A 20,547-nucleotide genomic window follows, 5' to 3' on the forward strand; every position below is an offset into this window, starting at 1 on the left:
GAGGGTTCACTCCTGCTTTAGCACGGCAGGCCGTCCACGCATATCCGGTTTCGGCCCGCGTCCTTGGCACGGTACAGTGATTTATCGGCCTTTTCCAGCAGGTCCTCCGGCGTATCATCACGGTCCGGCACCATGGAAGCCACCCCCATACTCACCGTCACCTCGCCGGCCACCGGTGAATATCCGTGGGGAATGGCCAGGGCCTGAAGGTGGGACTGAATTTTTTGCGCCACGTACAGGGCCTGGTCCATGTTGGTGTTGGCCAGCAGCACCACGAACTCCTCCCCGCCGTACCGGACACAGGCGTCCCCCGGCCGATGGACGTTTTCGGTAAGGGTATCGGCAATCTGCTTGAGGCAGAGGTCGCCGGCCTGGTGTCCATGGTTGTCGTTGTACAACTTGAAGTGGTCGATATCGATAAAAATAAGGGAAATCGACAACTGTTCGCGGACCGCGCTGCGCCACTCGGCATCCAGGTGGGCGTCAAAATGGCGGCGGTTGAACAGCCCGGTCAAGGGATCGGAAACCGCCATCTCTTCCAGTTGCCGGTTGAGCCCTTCCAGTTGCCGGGCATCGATCTTCATCTTCAATGCCCGCAGGTATGCCCTGCGAAACTCCCGCTCTATCCGATAGTTTCCCAGCAGGGAGATAACCGCCACGGAAAACACGACCAGGGCCGAGTGAACAATCAGGTCCGTCGGCATTTGAAACCAGGGGAAAATCAGAAGATGAAGCAGGAACAGACCGCCACACAGGGCAACGGCATGCCAGAAGGGAATGCGGATCACAATGGCGGCAAACAGGATGACCAGGGCCACGCCGGTGTAGGAGTGGCCCGCGTTGGGCGCGCTGCTCAGTACCGCCAGCAGCAGCAGGCTGGCCCCGCCCATGAAAAACAGCAGGGTGAGCAGGTGAATAATATACCGGCGGAACCGCTGCCGGGAGGCCAGGGCCATGGCCGCGATCATCACCGGCGTGGCCAGGGCGAACCGGAAAAACCAGGCCACGGGATAGATGTCCGGCGTCAGGACATAATCAGAGATGGCAAACAGGTTGAACAGAAAAACGGCAAACCAGAACAAAACGCGGTAAGTGCCGAACCGGTGCTCAATGGTATCATGAATGTACTTTCGCTCCATAACCGGGGAAAATCGCAGGCCGCCTTGTTGAAGAAGACTCTTTTCGATTTCCGCCTCCAGGGGGTCGCGCCTGGAAGCGCCGGCAATGGCTTTATGTGATCCCTGTATCATGAATAATCACCGATAAAACCCGCACCGCATGAATAAAGCAGCCACCGGCGGCAGCCGGTTATCATGGAGTGGGCGGGCCTTCCTGAAAAATGACGCCGGGTATGACGCCGGGCCCTTCCGGGGCCGATGCCTGGGGCCGGGTGATGGCGCAGGTGTTGGAAAAGGTGGCCGCTATGTTGGAAGAGTACACCACAATCTGCTTCAGCATATCCATCAGCTCCATGTGAATCTCATGGGTCACCTGGGAGGCCTGCTGCTGGCAATGCACCCGTTCCAGGTGCCGCAGCCGGAACTGGGACTCAAGATCAAGATAGGTCCGCTCCTGGGACATGATCTGGCAGGCCTTGTCCCGGTTGGTTTCAACGAAAGCCTCCTTGAGCAGCCGAATATGGGTGCACACCTTATTGTGATAGATCATCAGCTCTTCCTTTCCCTCATCGGAAAAGTCGGCGTGCAGGGCCTTTTTCTTGACGATCAGGGGCACCATGTTCCGGTGGATAAGATCCCCGATGCTCTCCATGTCCTTGGCAATGGACATCATGCCGAACACCTCGCTCACGCTCTCTTTTGAAACCCCCTCCCGCAGCACCCGGTTAAGGAAGTCACCGATCTTCTCCTCCAGAAAATCGATCTTGGCTTCCCGCATGTCGATCCCCTCCATCAGGGTCAGTTCAGGAAAGATGGCGTCCCGCTTGGGAATCTCCCGCCGCAGCAGTTCGATCTCTTCCCGCTCTTTAACCCCTTTTGCCACATGCTGTTCATCAGAGATAAAAGGAATAATAATGGCCCGAAGCATACGCTCCAGCAGCTTGGCCATGCGGGAGAGTTCGGTGCGGGCCAGGCTGATGGCGATTTCCGGGGTTTTGATGCTGCTGTCATCCAGGTACCAGGTGGTCAGTTCCCGGGTGATCTGCTCTTTTTTCCTGTCCGGGAATACCTTCTGAATCAGCCGGGCGAATACCGTGGTGAATGGAAGAAACACAAGTCCGACACTGACATTGAACAGGGTGTGTGCGTTGGCGATCTGCCGGGCCATACCGCCGCCGAAATGGGTGGTCAGGTCCCGAACCATGGCCGCAAACTCTGGAATCCAGAAAACAAACAACATAACGCCGGCCACCTTGAACAGCACATGGCCCATGGCCACCCGCTTGGCCTCCCGGGTCATACCAATACTGGCCAGAATCGCCGTAACACAGGTACCGACGTTCGCCCCCAGCACCATGGGGATGCCGGCCTCCAGGGTGATCAGGTTTTCCTGGGCCAGGATGATCAGAATACCGGTAAACGCGCCGCTGCTCTGGATCAGGGCGGTAAAGGCCCCGCCGGCCAGAATGCCCAGCAGGGGGTTTTCCAGTCCCTGCAACAGGGTTATAAATTCCGGCCAGGTACGCAGGGGCGCCATGGCGTCGCTCATCAGTTTCATGCCGTAAAACAGAATGCCGAACCCCAGCAGGATTTCCCCCATGGCCATAACGATCCGGCGCCTGGAAAACATTCTGGCGCCGACCCCCGCGGCCACCATGATCAGGGCGTAGTCGGTGAGTTTGAAGGCAATAAGCTGGGCCGTTACCGTGGATCCCACGTCCGCGCCCAGAATCACGCCCAGGGACTGAACAAAGGTCATCAGTCCGGCCTGGACAAAACTGACCAGCATCACAGTGGTGGCGCTGCTGGACTGGATCACCATGGTGACAAAGCCCCCCACCAGAAAGCCGATCATCCGGTTGCGGGTCAGGGCGCCAAGAATCCGGCGCATCTGGGAGCCTGTCGAGTCCTTCAGGCCCTTGCTCATCTTTTCAAGGCCGTAGAGAAACAGGGCAAGACCGCCCATCAGGCCGATGATAATAAACGACCATGAAATGGGGCTGTGTGGCTCAGGCGACGGGGAGGCGAAACCGGTCGCGGGGATCAAAAGACACGCAAAAACAGCGGCCGCAAGCCCTGCCAGGACAGGCCTGCACAAAAAGTTTTTGCCGATCCGCTGTTTCATCTTTACCCTGCCGCCCCGGTTAAAAGAAAATATGCCAGGCCCCGGAAACCTCCGTGTCCGATTCATGCCGCACCCGTTCCCAATTGACCGTCACCGAGACCTGATGGTTTTTTGACAGCTTGAAATTGTTGGCAACCCCCACCCCACGTTCCGTGTGGTCGTCGCCGGCCACGAACCATTTCACCCCGCCGTACAGGTGACTCTTCCAGAAAGGGGCCACGGTCCTGACCATGCCCAAAGCCAGGCCCGGGCCCAGGGCATAACTCTCATCCAGGGCGCCGGACAGGTCCACTTCGCCGTCCACCATGGCGTAGGTCAGCCCGGCAAGGGGAAGGTCAAACGCCAGGCCGGTACCGGTGTTAAGACGGTAATAGAGCGACTGCTTGCCGTTTTTCATGCGTTTCCGGTGAAACCCGGTATCCACCTTCCAGGAGAGGGGTTTAAAAAAGGCGTCCCTGCCCGATATGGAGATAATATCGATGATGTCGAGCTGTTGCAACCGGAATGCGTGATCGGAGAGCGAATAGCGGACCCGGGCGTCCCCGAACTCGATCTGGGCGCCCTGGTGATGGATATAGTCCATGTCCAGAAGGTCGGTGAAGGCCGGCCGGAAACGGATTTCCATAAACCCTTCGCTGTCGCGCTGTCCCGCGGAGAGGCTGAGCCGGTTGGCGGCATGGCCGGTTTCCGGCCGGGGCGGTACCGGAATCCCGCCATCTTCTTTTGAATCCATCACCCCCAGCCGGCTACGGGCGCTCAGGGTTCCCAGAAACCGCTTTTGGTAAGTGGGTTTGTCGATCTCCCGTTTCACATGCAGATACTGCAGCTGCTCGGCGGACAGGTCAAGAATCGACGCCTGCCGGGCCGGATCATCGGGAAATGCGTCGGCGATACCGGCCGGGGCAGCCCGGCCGTAAATAATGTCCAGGGCCGCGTCAACGGCCGGGGGAGGAAGCGCATCCATGGCGTGCTTGATGCGCGTGGCCTTGGACGGCCGGAAGTCCGGCGGGCCCACCAGCCCTTCTTCATCCATGGCCCGAATGGTCTCCAGCGGCAGCACCGCCGGGCCTGAAAACCGGGACACCAAGTCCACCGACGGCCGGGCCGCTTCCATAAGATAAAGAAGATTGAAGGAACAGTTCTCGTCAAAGAAAAAATAGTCGGTGTAAACGCCCCTGTCGAACTCCTTCACATGACGGATCAGACGGCGCAGTTCTTCGGGTGTCAGGTTAAGGGGATACTCCCAGATATCTCGCTGGTGCATATCACCGTACTCCTGAATTTTCTTGTAATAAGGCTCTACCGAATAGTAGCCTTTGTACAGCCCGAAGATGCCGGAAACGGCAAAAGAGAGGCCGTTTACATTGTCGGCCCTGGCCGCGTAGTTGACCGCGTAGGCCAGCCGCTTGTTTTCGTAGTCGGTCTGGACCGCCAGCAGGGTGTGGCCGAACATGGAGGCCGGGTTGTTCATGTAATAGGTGGGAAACACCAGGGTGGCGGACACCGGGACGATGCGCTCGATATCCTCGCACACCCGGTGCGCATACGACTCAGGATCAACTTCCAGGACCTCCTGAAGCCACATGAACCGGGCGTAGAACCGGCACACATAGGGCCGGGCCGCTTCGTCATCCGCCTGGAACAGGGCCGCGATGGTGGCCTCCAGCTCGGCCGCGGGATCGGTCTTGCCGTCCGGCGACAGAAAAAACCGGGGGTCATCCACCTGGCTTTCGAATCCGAAAAGGGTCTTTCCGTAGTGCATCAGAATGTGCCAGTAGCGATCCCGGGAAAGATTCTTCTCCCGGGAGATGGCAATCAATTCATCCACGGCCGGAGGCGCGGCGTAGGCGGGGACAATAAACGCCGGTCCGGCAGCCAGCACAAAGAAAAGGGATACATGGCAAAGAAAAACCATGTACCCCTTTTTTGCTTTTTTAAAATCGTCCATTAACAGGATTCGCCCGGATATTCCATGCTAGATGGTCTGCATAACCTGGGCAATCCCGTTCACCACATCCTTGGAGGTTACTTCAGCGGTGGGATAGATTGAGTCGAAGTTGCTCTGCAGGGCCGCAAACAGGGACGGTCTGTCAGAAGCTGAAACTTCGGCGATCTCAGCCAGAGCGTCCAGGGACTCGCCCTGACCCTGGGCGATGTCGATGGCCAGCACATCCATATTGTCGGCCACAAAGACGTTCATCTTGTCATACCTGGCCGTTAGCGGATCCTGTCCGCAATCCAGGGTGCCGCTGGACATGGCAAAGGTCTGGTTGCCGCAGATGCCGTTGAGAAAGGTGCCTACCAGCTTCCACACAATGCCTTCCTTTTCGCCGATGGCCATGCCGCCCAGACCGCAGCCGCAGTCTTCACGAACGGTGTTGGCGGTTGCCACGCCCATCATGCTGACCATAATAATACACGCCAGAACTGCAATGCTCCATCTTTTCATCTGTGTGCTCCTCCTCTGTTACGGGTTTGGGTTAATCATAAACACCCACGTGTATGTCGCATGGAGTGTTATGACGGAAAATCATCGACCGGTGCGTCGTGTGACAAGGTTGAATTTTATCTGTCTGCATCCCGGTTGTCAATATGGAATCCTTTTCCCTGTTTGACAATCAATACCCATCTGAATATGGTACACTCATTATTCCAGTCAATCCTCTTTATTAATGACTGACAACTCCGTACTGGTCGAGGTGCATCATATAAATCCGATTCAAGATGGCGAAAGGGAGCGGCAAAAACTTTTTCGATCCCGATTTCGATAGCGATTTCGACCTTGATGATCAGGAATAACCAGCCTTCTTCGATTATATTGACCTGGCTGTTTTGTGTATGAACAGGCCTATCATGTCCAGACACATTTTCAAAACAACTGTTGTTGCCGGTGCCATAGTCAGCATTATCTGGCTCTGTTGGCAGGTAGCGGTCAATGTACTGCTGGCCGGCTGGCTGGAGACCACGGTGATTCCGCGCGCCGCAAGGCAGGCCGGTCTTGAGCAGGCCAGCGTGTCCGTCTCCCGGCTGGGCTTGTTTGAAACGGAGATCGGCCCTGTGGTGCTGGGAGACCCGGACCGGCCGTTTCTTGAGGTTGCCGCGATAAAGGCGCGGTACACCCCCTGGGGCCTTGCGCGCGGACATGTTAATACCGTGACGGTCCACGGCGTCTCGGTGAACACACAATACACGGACGGCGCCATTACTTTTCCCGGTTTTGCGCCGGTCGCGCCTGAAAAAACACCCCCGGCCGAAGGGGCTTCCCTGCCGGTTTCCATGGATGCCGTTAAAATCTCCGGCGTCATGGTAAACCTGTTGACAGAAAATCAGCGGTTCCAGGTTCCCTGCGATCTGGAGTTGACCTCAAGCGACGGCACAATGGAGGCCATCGACGCCGTCCTTGACCTGTACCCCTGCGGCCAGCAAATAACAGTCACGGCCCGGGCCATGCTGAACCAGGAAGAGCTGTTTGCAACCCTCAACGCCCCTGCCCTGGTCCTGGAACGGTTCGCCGGCTGGAGTTCCCTGGTGCCCGGCCTTCATCTTGCCGGCAACGCGTCGGTGGCGGGCCGTGCTCACATTCGCCTGAACCCGGCCGCCCTTGCTTCCGGATCGGTCCGCTTTGAGATGACAAAAGGCGAGGCCGGATATCAGAACGGGGTCTTGGGTCCGGCAGGTTCCGACGCGCCCCTTGCCGTCACCGTTGCCGGCAGCCAGACATCCGGATGGCAACTGACCGGCGCCAACATCAAGTTTGTCTCACCGGTTTCCCTGACCCTTGAAAAAATCACAGGCACCTTGCAGGCAGAACCGGAAGCAGATGAAAAGCAGGGAAGCTTTTTTATCGCGGCAGCCCCATCAGCGCCGGACCCGCAGGCCCCCTTTCTGCTGGACGCCCCATTAACCCTGGCCGGGATTTTTTCAGGCCGTGCGGACAAAAACGGCTGGCAATTTGACCTGACCGCTGGCAAGGAAGGGACCGGCGGCAAACAGGGCTGCCGCATCAGGATGGGGGACGCCCTTGTTGCGCTGCCGGTACCCGACATTCAGGTTTCAGGCAACGGCACCGCCGACAGGGGGTGGGCAGAATGTGTACTGACAGCCTCCGGCGCTGCCATCACTCTGAATGAAGAAACCATCACTGTTGCTGACGCAAAAATCAGCGGCACCGCTGATTTTTCAACAGCAGCCGGCCAGGAGATGAGCGCAAAGGGAGACCTGGGCCTGGCCCTGGGCCGGATACGCGTGGACCGGCACCAGGTACGAGTTGAAAAAACAGAGGTTCACCTTCCCTGGCAGTGGCCTGAAGGCACTGCCCCGCGGGGCAGTCTGGCCGTTGGCCCGGTGAAATGGAAGAACCTGAACATGGGAGAGCTGTCCGGCGCCCTTCAGCAGAAGGGGCAGGGCCTGGTGCTGAACACCCGTTACGGTAAAGGGTCGCTCTCCGGCCTGTCCGGCACCCTGACGGCTTCCGCGTCCGCTGAGGGTTCCGGCGGGCCGGCCATGGACATGAAGCTTTCTCTGGTCCACCGAAACACGGCCCCGGACATCGATCCAGGGCTTTTTGCCCCGGAGGCCGCCGGCTCCCTGGTCAACGGCAACCTGGATCTGACAGCAAATTTCTCTCTCCATGACAAAGAGACCACCGGCCTCCTTCACTGCCGGCTTGACGCGGGCAGTTTTCGAATGCCTGAGAAAAAGGCTGCCATTACCGGCATTGATGGTAACCTGACATTTCCCGACCTGCCGAGGTTCAAGAGTAGCCCCGACCAGAAGGTCGTTTTCAGGGAGGCCGTGTTTGGCGACATTCACATGGCCGACGGCAAAATCGACCTTCAACTGGAATCAGGGCCGACCCTGTTTATTGAAAAAAGCAGTTTTAACTGGTGCCGGGGAACGGTTTACACCGAAGGCCTGCGGATCGCGCCGGGGCAGACAAGCTATGACCTGACGCTTTACGCCGACCGGCTCAACCTGGCCGATGTGCTGGGCCAGATGGGCGCGGTGGCCGCCGAAGGCGAAGGCACGGTGAGCGGCCGTATTCCCATTCTTTACACCGGCGGCGACATTACCATTGACAACGGGTTTCTCTTTTCCGCGCCGGGCGAAGGCGGCATTATTCATTTAAGCAGGGCCGACATGCTGACGGCCGGCCTGCCCGAAGCATCGGCCCAGTATCGGCAGATCGACCTGGCCCGGGAGGCCCTGAAAAATTACCAGTATGACTGGGCCAAGGTTCTGCTCAACTCCGAAGGCGAAAATCTTTCCGTCAAGCTCCAGTTCGACGGTAAACCCACCCGGTCCCTGCCCTTTGTGTACGACAAGAACACAGGCGGGTTTGTCCGGGTGACCGACCAGCGAAAATATTCGGAATTCAAGGGGTTGAGCCTGGACGTCAATTTCCGGATTCCCATCAACCAGCTGATCGGGTATAAGGATATATGGAACCTCAACCCATAACACAGGAGCAGGGCATGAGAAAAAAACAGATCATCTACCTGTGGGCAGCCGCGTTCTTGTTTACCGCGGCCTGCACTCACAAGGTCCAGGTGGAGCCCATTCACATCACCGTGGATATCAACATCAGGGTGGACAAGGCACTGGACGACTTTTTCAGCGACCTTGACGCCACCGAACCCGCGGCCGAACCCCTGACCGCGCCGAAAAAAAGATAGCGCTTCCACCGAATCCTCGATTCTGAAAGGAGAACACCATGAAAAACAGAACCTTCGTTTTTTGCATACTGGCAGCCAGCATGGTCCTGCTGGCCGCATCCTTTGCCCTGGCCGGTGAGGCGGATGACATAAAGGCCCGCATGAAAGAGCGTTTGGGAACCATTGACAGCCTCAAGGCCCAGGGCCTGATCGGTGAAAACAACCAGGGCCTGCTGGAACTTCGAGAAGCCGTCGGCAAAGGCGCCGACATCGTGGCCGAAGAGAACAGGGATCGCATGGTGGTCTACCAGGCAATTGCCAGGCAAACCGGGGCCACCGTTGAAAAAGTGGGGGCCCGCCGGGCCCTTCAAATTCGGGAGACCGCCGTACCCGGCACATGGATTCAGACCGGGGACGGCACATGGCAAAAAAAATAGTAGGGGGCAAGGATTCGAGGGGTCAAGGGGCCGGGTGTATATTCCAAGGCAACCAGACCCCCCTGATCTGACACCGTTTTATGTGTACGTTTTCGACTGATGATAATTTTCCTCGACGTTCCGGCTCACTCCTTCCCTTCCCTTTGAGAGATATCCCCTGATCCGAAAGCCGATCATTCAGAAGGCGCGGCCTGCCTTCCCTCCTGTTTTGCGCTCCAGGCCGCCAGCCCCATCAGGGTCAGGGTGACGGCCAGGGGGACAAGGGTGAGCAGCCCGGCCCAGAACGTAACCGTTACCGGCCCGGTCCCCGAATAGTTGATGTTGAACCGCGCCAGCAGGTTGATCAGTGCATAATCGGGGATCAATAACGCTCCGGCAAGCATCGCCCACAGGGCTGTCTGCAACAGTGGATATCCCCGGCGTTTCAAATTGTTCAGAACTAAGGCAAAGGGCAACAGCAACAATACCAGGTAGTGAATCCAGGCGATCGGCCCCACGACAGCGCTCAAACAGAAAAGCACGGCCCATGAAACGTTGCGGTCCTTTGACTTTGCCGCCATCAGCAGTCCAGCTCCCAGCGCAAGCACCAGCAGCAGCGCGGAAACATACAGGGCCGCCCCGGGCTTCTGAAACAGCGGCAAAATGACCGTGCTCTTTTCAAACGGCCCCCCCACACCGCTAAACAGCCGCCATCCCACGGTCCAGGGGGAAAAATTCCATTCAACCAGCCGGTAGGTATAAGCCATGCTGCCGGCAACAGACCGATAGTAATGCGCGATGGGGCCGATACCCATCGCCAGGGCCGCCGCGACATGGGTGACGATAAAAACGCCAAAAGCCACGCCGGCGGCGTACCACTGTTTTCGAATCAGAAAAAAAAGCCAGATGGGCGCGCCCATCAGTTTCAAGGAAAGCGATGCGCCCAGAAAACATCCGGCCCAAATCTGGCGCTGCGACCGCCATGCGCAGAGGAGGAGGAGCAGCAGCAGGGAGGAGAGCTGGCCATAGAGCAGTCCTTCCCAGAATGGGGCAGCGGCCAGTACCAGAAGAGTGGTAAAGGCGACGCGGACCAGGGAAGGCCGTCCGCCTCGCCACCAGTGCAGTACGATATAGACAGACGCGCCGATACAGGCCAGTTCACAGAGAAACCAGGCCAATGCCGCTTGGGGATAGTTTATCAGGCCGAAAGGCAGGGCCAGCAGCACCGCCGGCGGCGGGTGCGGGGAAGGCAGGCCCAGGCCGATGATGCACGGCGCCGGAGAAAAAAATATTTCAGCCAGCCGGGCCAGCGGCAGGTAGGGGTTGACCCCTTCCATAACGGCCCTGGCCATGAGCCACTCCTGTATGAAATCCTTTAAAAAAACACGAGGAGGGAAAGCATAGAGCATCATCAGGCGCAGCGGTTCAAGAAACAAGGCAGCCCACACAACCGCCAGCAGCAAAAAACACCCCCGCCTGAACCATCTTGATTGCCGGCAACATATAGCAGGGGCGGTGTTTCCAGTTTGATCCGAAACCGGTTGCCGCATACGCAGGCGGTAAAACAATCGGCATTTAATCATAATACCGTGCCCCTTTACCTTCCCGTGGCATTCCGGGGGAGCAGAAACCTGGAGGCATCGTTTTCCCCGTCTGATAGACAAACGCCATCATTCCCAGGGTAACAGCCAGTGGTATCAGGGTTAACAGACCGGCCCAGAAAGAAACCGTCACCGGGCCGAAACCGGAGGGTTGTAAATCAAAAAAAGCGGCAAGCCCGTTCAACATTGAATCTGGAACAAGCAGCAACAGTATCAGCAAAAACCATATGGCCGTCTGCCCCAGGGGGAACCCGAGCCGCATGATGCGCTTGAGTATCACAGCCGCAGGTGGAAGCAGCAAAACCAGATAGTGTATCCAGGAGATAGGGCCGGTGACGGCACTCAGACAAAACAACAGCGCCCAGGCGACATCAGAGTCCCGTCTTTTCAGGGCAAGAAGCATCCCCCCCGCCACAAAGACAACTGTTAGAAAAAAGGAAACGGGCATGGCCATTGGGGCGTTTGCAAAAAGAGGTAAAATGTTGATGCTCTGTTTAAAGGGGCCGCTGATCCCCACGAACATACGCCAGCCCAGAGACCAGACGGAAAAATTACCATCGGCGAACCGATAAATCGCGTCCACGCTGCCGATGACCTTGCTGTAGTAAAGCCGGACCGAATCTGCCTCCATCACCAGAACAGCGGCCATGTGTCCCGCAATCAACACCGCAAAGGCGGTGCCGACGACCCGCCATTTTTTGCGCAGCAGACAGAACAGCAGGATGGGCCAGCCCATAAATTTTATTGCCAATGAACACCCGATAAAAACACCACATAACCATTGTCTTTCTGTTTGCCAGGCACATATCAACAACAACAGCACCAGTGTGTTGCTCTGCCCAAACAGCAGCCCTTCTCCAAAAGGGGCCCATGCGATCAGCAATATGGTCAGGCCCGTGGCCCATCCAAGTGAAGCCCCCCCCCACCATTTAAGTACCAGGTAAACGGAAACACCAATACACATCAACTCGAAACCCAGCCAGACAAACGCCGCCTCCCGGCAGGACAGCAGTCCCAGAGGGAGGGCAGCAATAGCGGCAATGGGGGGGTGGGGCGATGGATGACGAAGGATAACAAATTCCGACCAGGGGCCCAGGAAACGGGCCGCCAGCACCGGTAACGGGTCATAGGGAGAAATGCCGGCCAGCAGAGCTTTGGCCAGCAACCAATCCTGAACCATGTCCTTCATAAAAATGTAGGGTGGCAGAAACGAAAGCCATAGGGCTTTAACCCCATTAATAAAAAAGAAAAGAACAGCCGGGCCAGACAGAAGGCAGAGCACCCGGAAAAACCGACTGTTCAGCCTCCGATTTGGAAAATCTCCGGTCACTGGCAATTGATCACCACAGGTTTCGAATTGGGCAAACAAACGCAATGACAACATCCTCCCCTTACAATGGATCGGCGCAGGCCTCCGCTGTGCCGATCCGCTGCTGCCATTCAAGCAAGCTTATTCTGGGCATTTCTATAATGGAATCATCCAGTAAAAATTTGATGTTATTACATCATATTTGACGGCAGCTGAAAATGATGGATCGCCATATACATATAGTAGATTAATGCACCGGTTGTCCCACGTTTTATCGTTTTTTGCAACCGCCACGGGCCTGCCGGGCCAAACCGGCCGTTGACTTATGCGGTACAAGGTGCCATAACACTAAAAGCTTATTCGAACTTAACTATTAATTCAGTAACATCCTTTTTCAGGTTCGCCATGCCCCTTTCCACATCCAAAAGCGAGAAGGCAAAATCCTTTGACCTGGCCTACCAGTCATCCGGCATGTATTACGGATGGGTGGTCCGGCCGGAATTCGAACGATTTTTCAACAATATAGACCTGACCGGCAAAACCGCCCTTGACCTGGGGGCCGGCGAAGGCCGCTATTCCATTCACCTGGCCCGGCGGGGCTGCGCGGTCACGGCCGTGGACTTTTCCGCATCCGGGCTCAACAAGCTTCAGGGTATTGCCGAACAGGAACGGCTTCCGGTGACCACGGTTCTGTGCGACCTCGAAACTTACGCGTTTCCGGAAAATACCTTTGACGTGGTGGTGGCGGCCACCATTCTGGACCATCTGGAAACCGGCGCAAGGCACCGGGCCATGGCCGGCATGGCCGCAGCCCTGAAACCCGGAGGGCTTCTCTATGTAAACGTGTTTACCACCGAAGACCCCGGATATGCCGCCGCCGGTGCGGTGGACGCCGAAGGGGTCAGCGACACCTCCTTTGGCATGGCCCACTATTTTGCGCCCGGTGAGTTGAAGTCCTGTTTTACCGGGCTGGCCCTCCTTGATTATTACGAAGGGGTTGAAGAAGACACATCCCACGGCAAGCCTCACCACCATGGCTGGGCCAGCCTGATCGCCAAAAAGGAGTAAGCCATGGCCGCCATGCCCAAACCCGATGATACAGCCCCTGCCTTTACCTTGAACAGGGAATACATGGGCGTAGCGCGCACCACCTTTCTGATCGGCCCCAACGGAAAAATCGCGCACGTATGGGAAAAGGTCCGGGTCAAAGACCATGCCGAATCGGTATTCCAGGCCTGCTGCGATCTTTCATGATTTCCATTAAAACAGCGCAAGCCGCGGCCCGGCACTGGGAACTTGATTTTAAAACCCTTCGGCCGGACCTGCGCCTTCAGGGAAGTCCGGAGCGATGTCTGTGCCGCACGGCCTTTGAGGACAAGGCTGGCCAGGTGTTTGTTTTAGAAAAGATCAGCCCGGCCCAACTGGGAACAAAACAATTGATCTGCCGGGTCCTGGACCATCTTTGCGCCCATGGCCTGAATCAGGTCGTACCTTATCTGAAATCAACGGAGGGCGCCTGTCCGTCTTTCTGTGAAGACGGCTGGTGGCTGGCCTCGCCCTTTATTGCCGGCACTTCCCTTGATCGGCCGGCCTATATTCAGGATGCCCCAAAAGGCGAGGCCCTGGCCCGTTTTTTATGCGGCCTCACCATGCATGCCGAAACGATTCTCCATGACCCGGCCCTGCCCTGTTTTTCCCTGAAACAGTACATTCTTGGAATGGAACGACAGATGGAACAACACGATCCGGACACGGGCCACCGGGTTTCGCCTGTTCTTGGTTTTCTGAAAAAATCCTTCATGGACCGTCACGACACCCTGGCCACGGCCTTCTGCCACGGCGACTATCATCCCTTAAATGTCATCTGGCAGGACGACGCCGTTTCGGCGGTGATCGACTGGGAGTTCTGCGGCATCAAACCCGACATCTACGACGCCGCCAACCTGGTGGGATGCATCGGCATGGAGCACCCGTCCGGGCTGACCGGCGGCCTTGTTCTCTCCTTTCTTGACGCCATGCGACGGAACGCCCCTGTCAGCACGCAAAGCTGGAAAGTGTTTGCCGGGTTTGTGCTGGCCCTTCGCTTTGCATGGCTGGCCGAATGGCTGCGCAAAAAAGACCACGAAATGATCGAACTGGAAATCGTCTACATGCACCTGCTGATGGACAACATGGAGGCGCTGAAACAGGCCTGGGGTCTGTCACCGGCCGGCTGAATGCCTGCTCTTGCTTCGTGGTCTTCGTGTACTTCGTGTTAAAAGCGGCCAGCCAACTGCATCGTCAGGGTGTCTGGACAAGAAAATCACGAAGAATATCAATCCCGCTATTTTGACATGATCTCTGACGGCGATTCGGTGGTGGGGAGCGACACCGTAAATGTGGTGCCCTGGCCAGGACTGCTGGTGAGGTGGATATAGCCGCCCAGTTTCTTGATAATGCCCCGGGAAACGGACAGGCCCAGGCCGGTGCCCTTTCCCTGGCCCTTGGTGGTGAAAAAAGGCTCAAAAATGCGGCCCTGAATATGCTCGGGAATGCCCGGCCCGTTGTCGCTGACCGTCACCAGCACATAACCGGGCATCTTGTCTTTCCCCACCTTGACGTGAATCTGCCCGCCCGGAGGCAGCACATCCACGGCATTGAGAATCAGGTTGACAAAAACCTGTTTGAGTTTCTGTTCATCCCCGTGAATCCGGGGCAGGTTGGGCTCGCAGGAGACCGTCAGCTCCACCTTGGCGAACCTGACCTGGTTGGCCACCAGCCGGGCTGAATCCTCCACGATCTTGTCCATCTCCAGGGGGGCCAGCTGTGTCTCCCCTTCCCTGGCAAAGTCCAAAAGGTTTTTCACCACCCGCCGTGCCCGTTCGGTTTCGCTGATCACATCGTTGACCATGTCGAGTTTTTCCTGGTCGGAGAGGGTGGCAAAATCCTCGGTCAGCATGGACGCGGTCAGCAGGGTGTTGTTGAGGGGGTTGTTGAGTTCATGGGCCACGCCCGCCACAAGCGTGCCGATGGCCCGGAGTTTGTGGGACTCCAGCAGCACCTTGTGTTTGTGGTCCAACTCCTTGATCATGTGGTTGAAAGCCTCGGCCAGCTTGGTAAACTCATCCTTGTATTTGCGGGCCGGCAGAATGGGAGAAAAGTCACCCTCCCCGATCCGCCGGGTATACTCCATGAAACGGTTCAGGGTCAACACCAACTGCCGGGTCAGGAAAACCGTCACAAACACCATCAACACAAACACAACGGACATGAAGTAAAGGGGCACGCGCTTGGCCAGAAGGAACATGCGGCGGACCGATTTCTGCTCTTTTTCCACGAAATCTTCGGCAAAGGCCACCATCTGGCCCCCGAACTCGCGCAGGTCCGGAACGATTCGCTCCTGTGCGGTCTCATTCCCGGCCCGGCCCAGCAGCACCAGCTGCTCGTGGTATGCCGCCACCAGGGTGGACATGGTGCGGTAGTGCTCCCGGCCCAGGATCTTTTCAATTGTCGCGGTGTTGTTTGTCAGGATGGCGTCCGCCACCTCCAGGTGTTCATGGGCCTCCTGCAGGCCGGTGCCGTAGAGCAGGTAGTTTTTTTCAAACCGCCGGGCCTGTTGAATCTCCACCAGGTAGCTGTCCGCCACCTCCAGAAAGTTTATCTTGTGCTCAAGTTTTGTAAGAATCCAGTAGGACCAGCCGGTCACGGTCAGGGAGAGAATAAAAAAGAGAAAAAACGAAACCGCCACCTTCAGCCGAATGCTGATCGACGGACGCCGGTGCAGGGGTATGTTTTCCGGCTCGCTGCTGTAGTCGTTTGACCAGGAACTGAGCATCTCTCTATAGCGTCTCATTCGATCAAAGCCCCCTCTCCAGGACAAGGCCGTGTTCAAGTCGGTCCCGGCGGCACGTGGACCGTATTTTATTCTACACCCGAACCGGTGCGGCGTCCCGCTTTTTTTCCGCTACGCAGCTGGCCGGGCGTCAACCGAACATGCCGAACTGCTCGTCAAGAAAATAGGCGACGTACCGTTTGACGGCATCATCGGTCTGAAGCACGGCGTCCAGCTGCCGGGCGCACACGATCAGGCGGCCCAGGCACTCCAACGCCTTTTCCGAATCCGCCCGCGGATAGCGCCTCAGCCAGGCGGTCACCAGGTCCCCGCTGCGGTCCACGCCAAAACCGGATTCGCGCAACACCCGCTCCAGGAAACGGGCCCGCCGCTGTCGATTCTCTTCCCTGCCGCCACCGCCGCGAAAACGAAAATGCACGTGGTTATGGTCCGCCCCCGGCCCCACCATGGCGTCGATCATGGCGTAGTGATAGGCAAACCGGGCGTTGAGATTCATGTAGTCCCCTGCCACAATGGCGTAGTTCTTGTCTGAAGGGCGCCGGGGCCCCTTGTTGCCGCCCAGCACCGCTTCCTTGAAATCAGAGGGCATGCCCTGCATGGCCCTTCCCCACCGTTCCGCCCAGACCAGCCGGGAATCTGAAACCCCCCGCCACAGAGCCTGGAATGGCACACTGGCCACAGTATTCGCCGTGACCCGCCGAAGCTCCGGGGGAATGGACCGGTCCAGGTCGATCAACTGGAACTTCACCGGCAGGTCGGTGTCCAGCTTCCTGCTTGTCCGGTGCAGGCCCCGTTTCTGACGGTCCCCGAATCCAAACATGGCCCGCACCGACATCTCATGCATAAATCGCAGCGTGTCATGAACCGATCGGCATGACTTGGCCTTGAAAGAGGATGCGTCCGGGTCCAGCAGGTTCAGGCCCAGCACCAGGTCGTACAGGGGGCCGGCCTTTGGGGGACGGCGGTTACCAGCGCCGATACGGGCCATCACCCGCTCCCGGATGCCGGGCCAGCGGCTGCCGTCATACACACGCCGCCGGGTGGCGTTAACGCTGACCACGTTCCGGGCGGACAGGGCTGACGCATGCCGTCCCACCCTGAAAAGGCAGGGAACGCCAAACTCACGGACCAGGGTCGCCAGGTGGCCCACCGGGTTGCCTTCCATGACCAGAAGCGCGGCCACTTTCGGCAGGATGGAGGCCAGTTCGGGCCGGGGCTGTTCCACCAGCACTACGGCGCCTTCCGGCACGTCGGAAAGCGGGGTGTCGGCATTCAGCACGGTCACCGGTCCCTCGGCCCTTCCCGGAAAGATGGTGATGCCGCCCTCCAGCAGGGGCGATTCATTCTTATGCGCCGGCGCCTTTGCCGGGGTCTGGTCCGGCCCGGCAACCGAAAGCCGGCGGGCCTGCAGGAACCACACAGCGCCGTTTTTGTCCACGGCCCACTCCATGTCCAGGGCATGACCGAACTTTTCCGCGGCCCGGCAGGCACGGTCGGTGATTTCCAGCACCCTGGATTCGTCCAGGTATCCCGTGTCGCCCTTTTCCCCGGCCGCCAGCACCATTTCAACGATCCTGCGCGGTGAGCCCCGGGAAACACGGAACGTGTCCGCCGGGACCTCGCCCCTGACCATTCGGTCGGCCAGACCGGAGACCGCGCTGAGGGTCAGGGTGTTGGACGCGGCATTTCCGGCATCCTCGGTATAAATCACGCCGGCGGCCGCCGGTTCGATCATGGGCATGAAAAGCACCGCCATGGGCGTGGCCACTTCGCGAATGTTGTGATGTATGCGGTACCTTACCGCACGGTCTGAAAAACGGCCGGCCAGTACATGGCGATATGCGGTGATCAGGTCCCGGCTGTTGACCTGAAGTTCGCTGTCGAACTGCCCGGCAAACGACAGGGGGCCGTCCTCGCTGACCGCCGATGACCGGACGGCCCACAACAGGTCCGGACCGATTTCTTCCGCCTGCGCCCGAATCATTTTTCCGATCTCCTCGTTGACCGCCGCCTCCCGCACCATCTGCCGGATAGTCCTTGTTCTGGACTGAAACCGGTCGCCATCTTCGGTGACATCCAGGTCGGCCAGCAGCAGGCGAATACGATCGTCCAGATGGTTCTCCTCGATCAGCCGATCATAAGCGGCGGTGGTGACCACGAATCCCGCAGGCACCTGCTCCGGAAAATAACGGGCCAATTGGGCCAGGCCGGCGGCCTTCCCGCCGACCAGCGCCGAATCGGCGGCCGCGGGGTCGGCCAAGCCGACCACCAGGGACCGGTCACCGGCGGGCCGGCTTTCCGCCAATACCCGGTCCGTGTCACCGCGCAGCCGAAAAAGAACATCGTAAAGCTCCGTGTGGCGGTCGTCGGTCATCAGGTTTAATTCCTGGGCCATGAGCAGCGACTCGGTAATCAGCCGCCCGATGGGACGCCGAATGCGCTTGTCATAGTGGTGCATGTGATTCAGGTCCGCTTCCAGGTCGCTGAGGATCTGAAGCGCGCCGCCGTTTTTGTTCAGCAGCGAGCGAAGGGTTTCATAGCGAAACCGGAACCGGTGGTTGTCCGGCTTTGTGTTCAGCTGGTGCGTCATATCGGTCCTCCTTCACTTCAGGGGGCAGCCACCCGTCATGGTCTCAGCTCTCTGGACGCCCGTTCGATAATGGCGCGCAGGTCCGCCGGTTTGAAGGGTTTGGCGATGAAGTCAAAGGCCCCTTTTGATAAGGCCTCCCGGGCGATCTCGACCGTGGCATATCCGGTAATCAGTATCACCTTGGTCTGCCGGGACATGGCCAGGATCTGTTCCAGGATCTCAAGCCCGTCGATTTTCTCCATACGAATATCGGTGACAACGATATCAAACGGCTGTTTTTCAAACCGGGCCAGGGCGGTCTCGCCGTCCTCAAAGGTCTCCACCACGTCCCCTGTTTTCTCCAGGGCCGGCTTGAGGCGTTTGCCCACGATGTTTTCATCATCAATGACCATAATTCTCAGCGGCTGTTGCGACATGGCTCCTCTCCTTTTTTACAAAAACAGTTAATCATTCCCCGGCCCAGAGCCCTTCGTCAAAAAGTCCCCGGCCCATGGCCGCCAGGCTCTTTTCGATGGCGCTTGCCGACATATCGAGGCTCCACGCTATCCGGGCCTGTGCGGCGGCCTCCACGTGAAGACCCCGGGGGAGAAGTGTTTCCAGCAGGCCGGGCCGGTCGGTATAGACAAAAATAAAATCCGACGGCTCGTATCCGCTGGCCAGCGCCTCCAACCGAAAGCACGGGCCCGGCCCCAGCCGGTTAAGGCTCAGGTGGTACTCATCCACCGCCGCCACCCATGCCGCCTTGCCCGGCGCGGCACCGCCGGTATCCGCTGCCTTATCCCGGTGCACATCCATGAGCAGGTGCCGAAGGGGAATACTGTTGAAACCGGCCACGGACCGTTTCTGGACCGGCAGCGACAGGGGGTCTCTCCACAGATCGACCAGGTAGATATCCATGTCCGCGGCCCGGAGATTGCCGCTGTCAAACAGCGACGTCCTTTTTACGGCACCGGCACCAAGGCGACCCTGCATCACGTCAAGAAAAGCCTTTTTCATAAGGGCCATCACCGTTTTCTCCGGCACCGCAGGGTCGTCAAACCATTGCAACGCATCGGCCAGAAGCTTATACTCCGGATCTTCGGCGTCGCCGACGCTTTCCACCGGCCCCGTGATAAGGTGTCGGGCCGCCTGCTTCAGCCGGTCATGGGCGGCATACAGCGACGCACCTTTTTCCGGAACCAGCACGCCGGCGTCATACACCATCATGCCCAGCCGGTCCACCACGCTGTCGATAAGGGAAACCACATAATGGCGGTCAAAAATATACTCCCCGGCCACTTTTTCCCGCCCGTCAGCAGCAAGCTCCAGAAGGGCCCGCGCGTTTTCAAGAAACTTCTTGAACCGAAGGGTCTGAACAGAAAAATCCCGAACCCCTGTCTCCCCGTGGCCCAGTTTTTTAAGTTTTCCCAGTATTCCCATGTGCCCACCTCCTTGCGTAAACCGGCACCGGCCAGCGCCGGCGGGGATCTATTGGTCCGCCGGCGTGTCCCCGTCCGGCGCGGTATCAAGAAAAATCCCCATGTCCTCGGCGGCGCGGAGAATGATCCGCCGAAGGTCGTCCGGCCGAAAGGGCTTGGCGATAAAGTCAAACACGCCCTTGCCCATGGCCTCCCGGGCCAGGTCCATCTTTGCGTACCCGGTGATCAGGATCACCCTGGTGCCGGGCCACCGCCGCTGCACATGTTCCAGTACCTGAATACCGTCCATGCCTTCCATGCGAATGTCGGTCACCACCACATCAAACTGCTTCTCATCGATCCGGGCCACCGCGGCCATGGGGTCCTCAAACCCCTCCACGTTGCACCCGATCTTGTCCAGCGCCGGTTTCAGGCGCCGGCCAACGATGGGCTCATCATCCAGCAGCAGCACTTCCAGTGTTCTGGCCATATCCATCTCCTTGTC

The 20,547-nt window shown here is 58.2% G+C and carries 17 protein-coding genes; 6 read left to right on the forward strand and 11 right to left on the reverse strand.

All coding sequences use genetic code 11. The features are described from left to right. Nucleotides 1-17: 17 nt before the first annotated feature. The 4 genes from DOLE_RS12210 to DOLE_RS12225 form a co-directional block, all read right to left on the reverse strand. Nucleotides 18-1,250, reverse strand: coding sequence for a GGDEF domain-containing protein (locus tag DOLE_RS12210; RefSeq protein ID WP_012175796.1), 1,233 nt, complete (start codon nt 1,248-1,250; stop codon nt 18-20). A gap of 61 nt (nt 1,251-1,311) precedes the next feature. Then, nucleotides 1,312-3,243 (reverse strand): Na/Pi cotransporter family protein, encoded by a 1,932-nt coding sequence (locus DOLE_RS12215; RefSeq protein ID WP_012175797.1) that lies wholly within the window; start codon nt 3,241-3,243, stop codon nt 1,312-1,314. A gap of 19 nt (nt 3,244-3,262) precedes the next feature. Further along, on the reverse strand, nt 3,263-5,191 hold the full coding sequence (locus DOLE_RS12220; RefSeq protein WP_012175798.1) for an Lnb N-terminal periplasmic domain-containing protein: 1,929 nt from the start codon (nt 5,189-5,191) through the stop codon (nt 3,263-3,265). 27 nt (nt 5,192-5,218) lie between these two features. Further along, complete coding sequence (locus tag DOLE_RS12225) at nt 5,219-5,692, reverse strand: DUF3015 family protein (RefSeq protein WP_012175799.1); 474 nt, start codon at nt 5,690-5,692, stop codon at nt 5,219-5,221. Nucleotides 5,693-6,096: 404 nt separating this feature from the next. Between DOLE_RS12225 and DOLE_RS12230 the strand changes: the two genes are divergently transcribed. Genes DOLE_RS12230 through DOLE_RS12240 form a run of 3 tightly spaced genes read left to right on the forward strand, consistent with a single transcriptional unit; the run spans nt 6,097 to nt 9,334 of the window. Then, nucleotides 6,097-8,703 carry an intermembrane phospholipid transport protein YdbH family protein gene (locus tag DOLE_RS12230; RefSeq protein WP_041280541.1) on the forward strand — a complete coding sequence of 869 codons (2,607 nt, stop codon included), beginning with the start codon at nt 6,097-6,099 and terminating at the stop codon, nt 8,701-8,703. Between the two features lie 14 nt (nt 8,704-8,717). Continuing rightward, nucleotides 8,718-8,918 carry a YnbE family lipoprotein gene (locus DOLE_RS12235; protein WP_041280542.1) on the forward strand — a complete coding sequence of 67 codons (201 nt, stop codon included), beginning with the start codon at nt 8,718-8,720 and terminating at the stop codon, nt 8,916-8,918. Between the two features lie 38 nt (nt 8,919-8,956). Continuing rightward, complete coding sequence (locus DOLE_RS12240; RefSeq protein WP_012175802.1) at nt 8,957-9,334, forward strand: YdbL family protein; 378 nt, start codon at nt 8,957-8,959, stop codon at nt 9,332-9,334. Nucleotides 9,335-9,507: 173 nt separating this feature from the next. Here DOLE_RS12240 and DOLE_RS12245 read toward each other — a convergent pair whose 3' ends face one another. Next, nucleotides 9,508-10,665, reverse strand: coding sequence for a glycosyltransferase family 87 protein (locus DOLE_RS12245; protein WP_167320877.1), 1,158 nt, complete (start codon nt 10,663-10,665; stop codon nt 9,508-9,510). 223 nt (nt 10,666-10,888) lie between these two features. Continuing rightward, nucleotides 10,889-12,289 carry a glycosyltransferase family 87 protein gene (locus DOLE_RS12250; protein WP_167320878.1) on the reverse strand — a complete coding sequence of 467 codons (1,401 nt, stop codon included), beginning with the start codon at nt 12,287-12,289 and terminating at the stop codon, nt 10,889-10,891. A gap of 339 nt (nt 12,290-12,628) precedes the next feature. Between DOLE_RS12250 and DOLE_RS17525 the strand changes: the two genes are divergently transcribed. Genes DOLE_RS17525 through DOLE_RS12265 form a run of 3 tightly spaced genes read left to right on the forward strand, consistent with a single transcriptional unit; the run spans nt 12,629 to nt 14,439 of the window. Further along, nucleotides 12,629-13,291 carry a class I SAM-dependent methyltransferase gene (locus tag DOLE_RS17525; protein ID WP_012175805.1) on the forward strand — a complete coding sequence of 221 codons (663 nt, stop codon included), beginning with the start codon at nt 12,629-12,631 and terminating at the stop codon, nt 13,289-13,291. Nucleotides 13,292-13,294: 3 nt separating this feature from the next. Continuing rightward, nucleotides 13,295-13,477, forward strand: coding sequence for a thioredoxin domain-containing protein (locus DOLE_RS12260; protein WP_012175806.1), 183 nt, complete (start codon nt 13,295-13,297; stop codon nt 13,475-13,477). Further along, nucleotides 13,474-14,439, forward strand: a complete 966-nt coding sequence (locus DOLE_RS12265) for a phosphotransferase enzyme family protein (protein ID WP_012175807.1) — start codon at nt 13,474-13,476, stop codon at nt 14,437-14,439. Before DOLE_RS12260 ends, DOLE_RS12265 begins: the two co-directional genes overlap by 4 nt. A 107-nt stretch (nt 14,440-14,546) precedes the next feature. Here DOLE_RS12265 and DOLE_RS12270 read toward each other — a convergent pair whose 3' ends face one another. The 5 genes from DOLE_RS12270 to DOLE_RS12290 form a co-directional block, all read right to left on the reverse strand. After that, nucleotides 14,547-16,055 carry a sensor histidine kinase gene (locus tag DOLE_RS12270; protein ID WP_012175808.1) on the reverse strand — a complete coding sequence of 503 codons (1,509 nt, stop codon included), beginning with the start codon at nt 16,053-16,055 and terminating at the stop codon, nt 14,547-14,549. Between the two features lie 130 nt (nt 16,056-16,185). Next, complete coding sequence (locus tag DOLE_RS12275; RefSeq protein ID WP_012175809.1) at nt 16,186-18,645, reverse strand: PEP/pyruvate-binding domain-containing protein; 2,460 nt, start codon at nt 18,643-18,645, stop codon at nt 16,186-16,188. Nucleotides 18,646-18,680: 35 nt separating this feature from the next. Next, nucleotides 18,681-19,061 (reverse strand): response regulator, encoded by a 381-nt coding sequence (locus DOLE_RS12280; RefSeq protein ID WP_012175810.1) that lies wholly within the window; start codon nt 19,059-19,061, stop codon nt 18,681-18,683. Nucleotides 19,062-19,092: 31 nt separating this feature from the next. Further along, the gene (locus tag DOLE_RS12285; RefSeq protein WP_012175811.1) at nt 19,093-20,064 is read right to left on the reverse strand and encodes a hypothetical protein; all 972 of its coding nucleotides are present in this window, start codon (nt 20,062-20,064) and stop codon (nt 19,093-19,095) included. A gap of 48 nt (nt 20,065-20,112) precedes the next feature. Beyond that, nucleotides 20,113-20,532: a response regulator gene (locus DOLE_RS12290; RefSeq protein WP_012175812.1), complete on the reverse strand. Its 420-nt coding sequence runs from the start codon at nt 20,530-20,532 to the stop codon at nt 20,113-20,115. Nucleotides 20,533-20,547 lie beyond the last annotated feature (15 nt).

Origin of the sequence: Desulfosudis oleivorans Hxd3, from assembly GCF_000018405.1 — a bacterium.
GTDB lineage: Bacteria > Desulfobacterota > Desulfobacteria > Desulfobacterales > Desulfosudaceae > Desulfosudis > Desulfosudis oleivorans.

What these genes read in the sequence shown, in the direction of transcription:
- DOLE_RS12210 (WP_012175796.1), bottom strand. Translation starts at nt 1,250, where the DNA reads ATGATACAGGGATCACATAAAGCCATTGCCGGCGCTTCCAGGCGCGAC.
- DOLE_RS12215 (WP_012175797.1), bottom strand. Translation starts at nt 3,243, where the DNA reads ATGAAACAGCGGATCGGCAAAAACTTTTTGTGCAGGCCTGTCCTGGCA.
- DOLE_RS12220 (WP_012175798.1), bottom strand. Translation starts at nt 5,191, where the DNA reads ATGGACGATTTTAAAAAAGCAAAAAAGGGGTACATGGTTTTTCTTTGC.
- DOLE_RS12225 (WP_012175799.1), bottom strand. Translation starts at nt 5,692, where the DNA reads ATGAAAAGATGGAGCATTGCAGTTCTGGCGTGTATTATTATGGTCAGC.
- DOLE_RS12230 (WP_041280541.1), top strand. Translation starts at nt 6,097, where the DNA reads ATGTCCAGACACATTTTCAAAACAACTGTTGTTGCCGGTGCCATAGTC.
- DOLE_RS12235 (WP_041280542.1), top strand. Translation starts at nt 8,718, where the DNA reads ATGAGAAAAAAACAGATCATCTACCTGTGGGCAGCCGCGTTCTTGTTT.
- DOLE_RS12240 (WP_012175802.1), top strand. Translation starts at nt 8,957, where the DNA reads ATGAAAAACAGAACCTTCGTTTTTTGCATACTGGCAGCCAGCATGGTC.
- DOLE_RS12245 (WP_167320877.1), bottom strand. Translation starts at nt 10,665, where the DNA reads ATGGCCAGGGCCGTTATGGAAGGGGTCAACCCCTACCTGCCGCTGGCC.
- DOLE_RS17525 (WP_012175805.1), top strand. Translation starts at nt 12,629, where the DNA reads ATGCCCCTTTCCACATCCAAAAGCGAGAAGGCAAAATCCTTTGACCTG.
- DOLE_RS12260 (WP_012175806.1), top strand. Translation starts at nt 13,295, where the DNA reads ATGGCCGCCATGCCCAAACCCGATGATACAGCCCCTGCCTTTACCTTG.
- DOLE_RS12265 (WP_012175807.1), top strand. Translation starts at nt 13,474, where the DNA reads ATGATTTCCATTAAAACAGCGCAAGCCGCGGCCCGGCACTGGGAACTT.
- DOLE_RS12270 (WP_012175808.1), bottom strand. Translation starts at nt 16,055, where the DNA reads ATGAGACGCTATAGAGAGATGCTCAGTTCCTGGTCAAACGACTACAGC.
- DOLE_RS12275 (WP_012175809.1), bottom strand. Translation starts at nt 18,645, where the DNA reads ATGACGCACCAGCTGAACACAAAGCCGGACAACCACCGGTTCCGGTTT.
- DOLE_RS12280 (WP_012175810.1), bottom strand. Translation starts at nt 19,061, where the DNA reads ATGTCGCAACAGCCGCTGAGAATTATGGTCATTGATGATGAAAACATC.
- DOLE_RS12285 (WP_012175811.1), bottom strand. Translation starts at nt 20,064, where the DNA reads ATGGGAATACTGGGAAAACTTAAAAAACTGGGCCACGGGGAGACAGGG.
- DOLE_RS12290 (WP_012175812.1), bottom strand. Translation starts at nt 20,532, where the DNA reads ATGGCCAGAACACTGGAAGTGCTGCTGCTGGATGATGAGCCCATCGTT.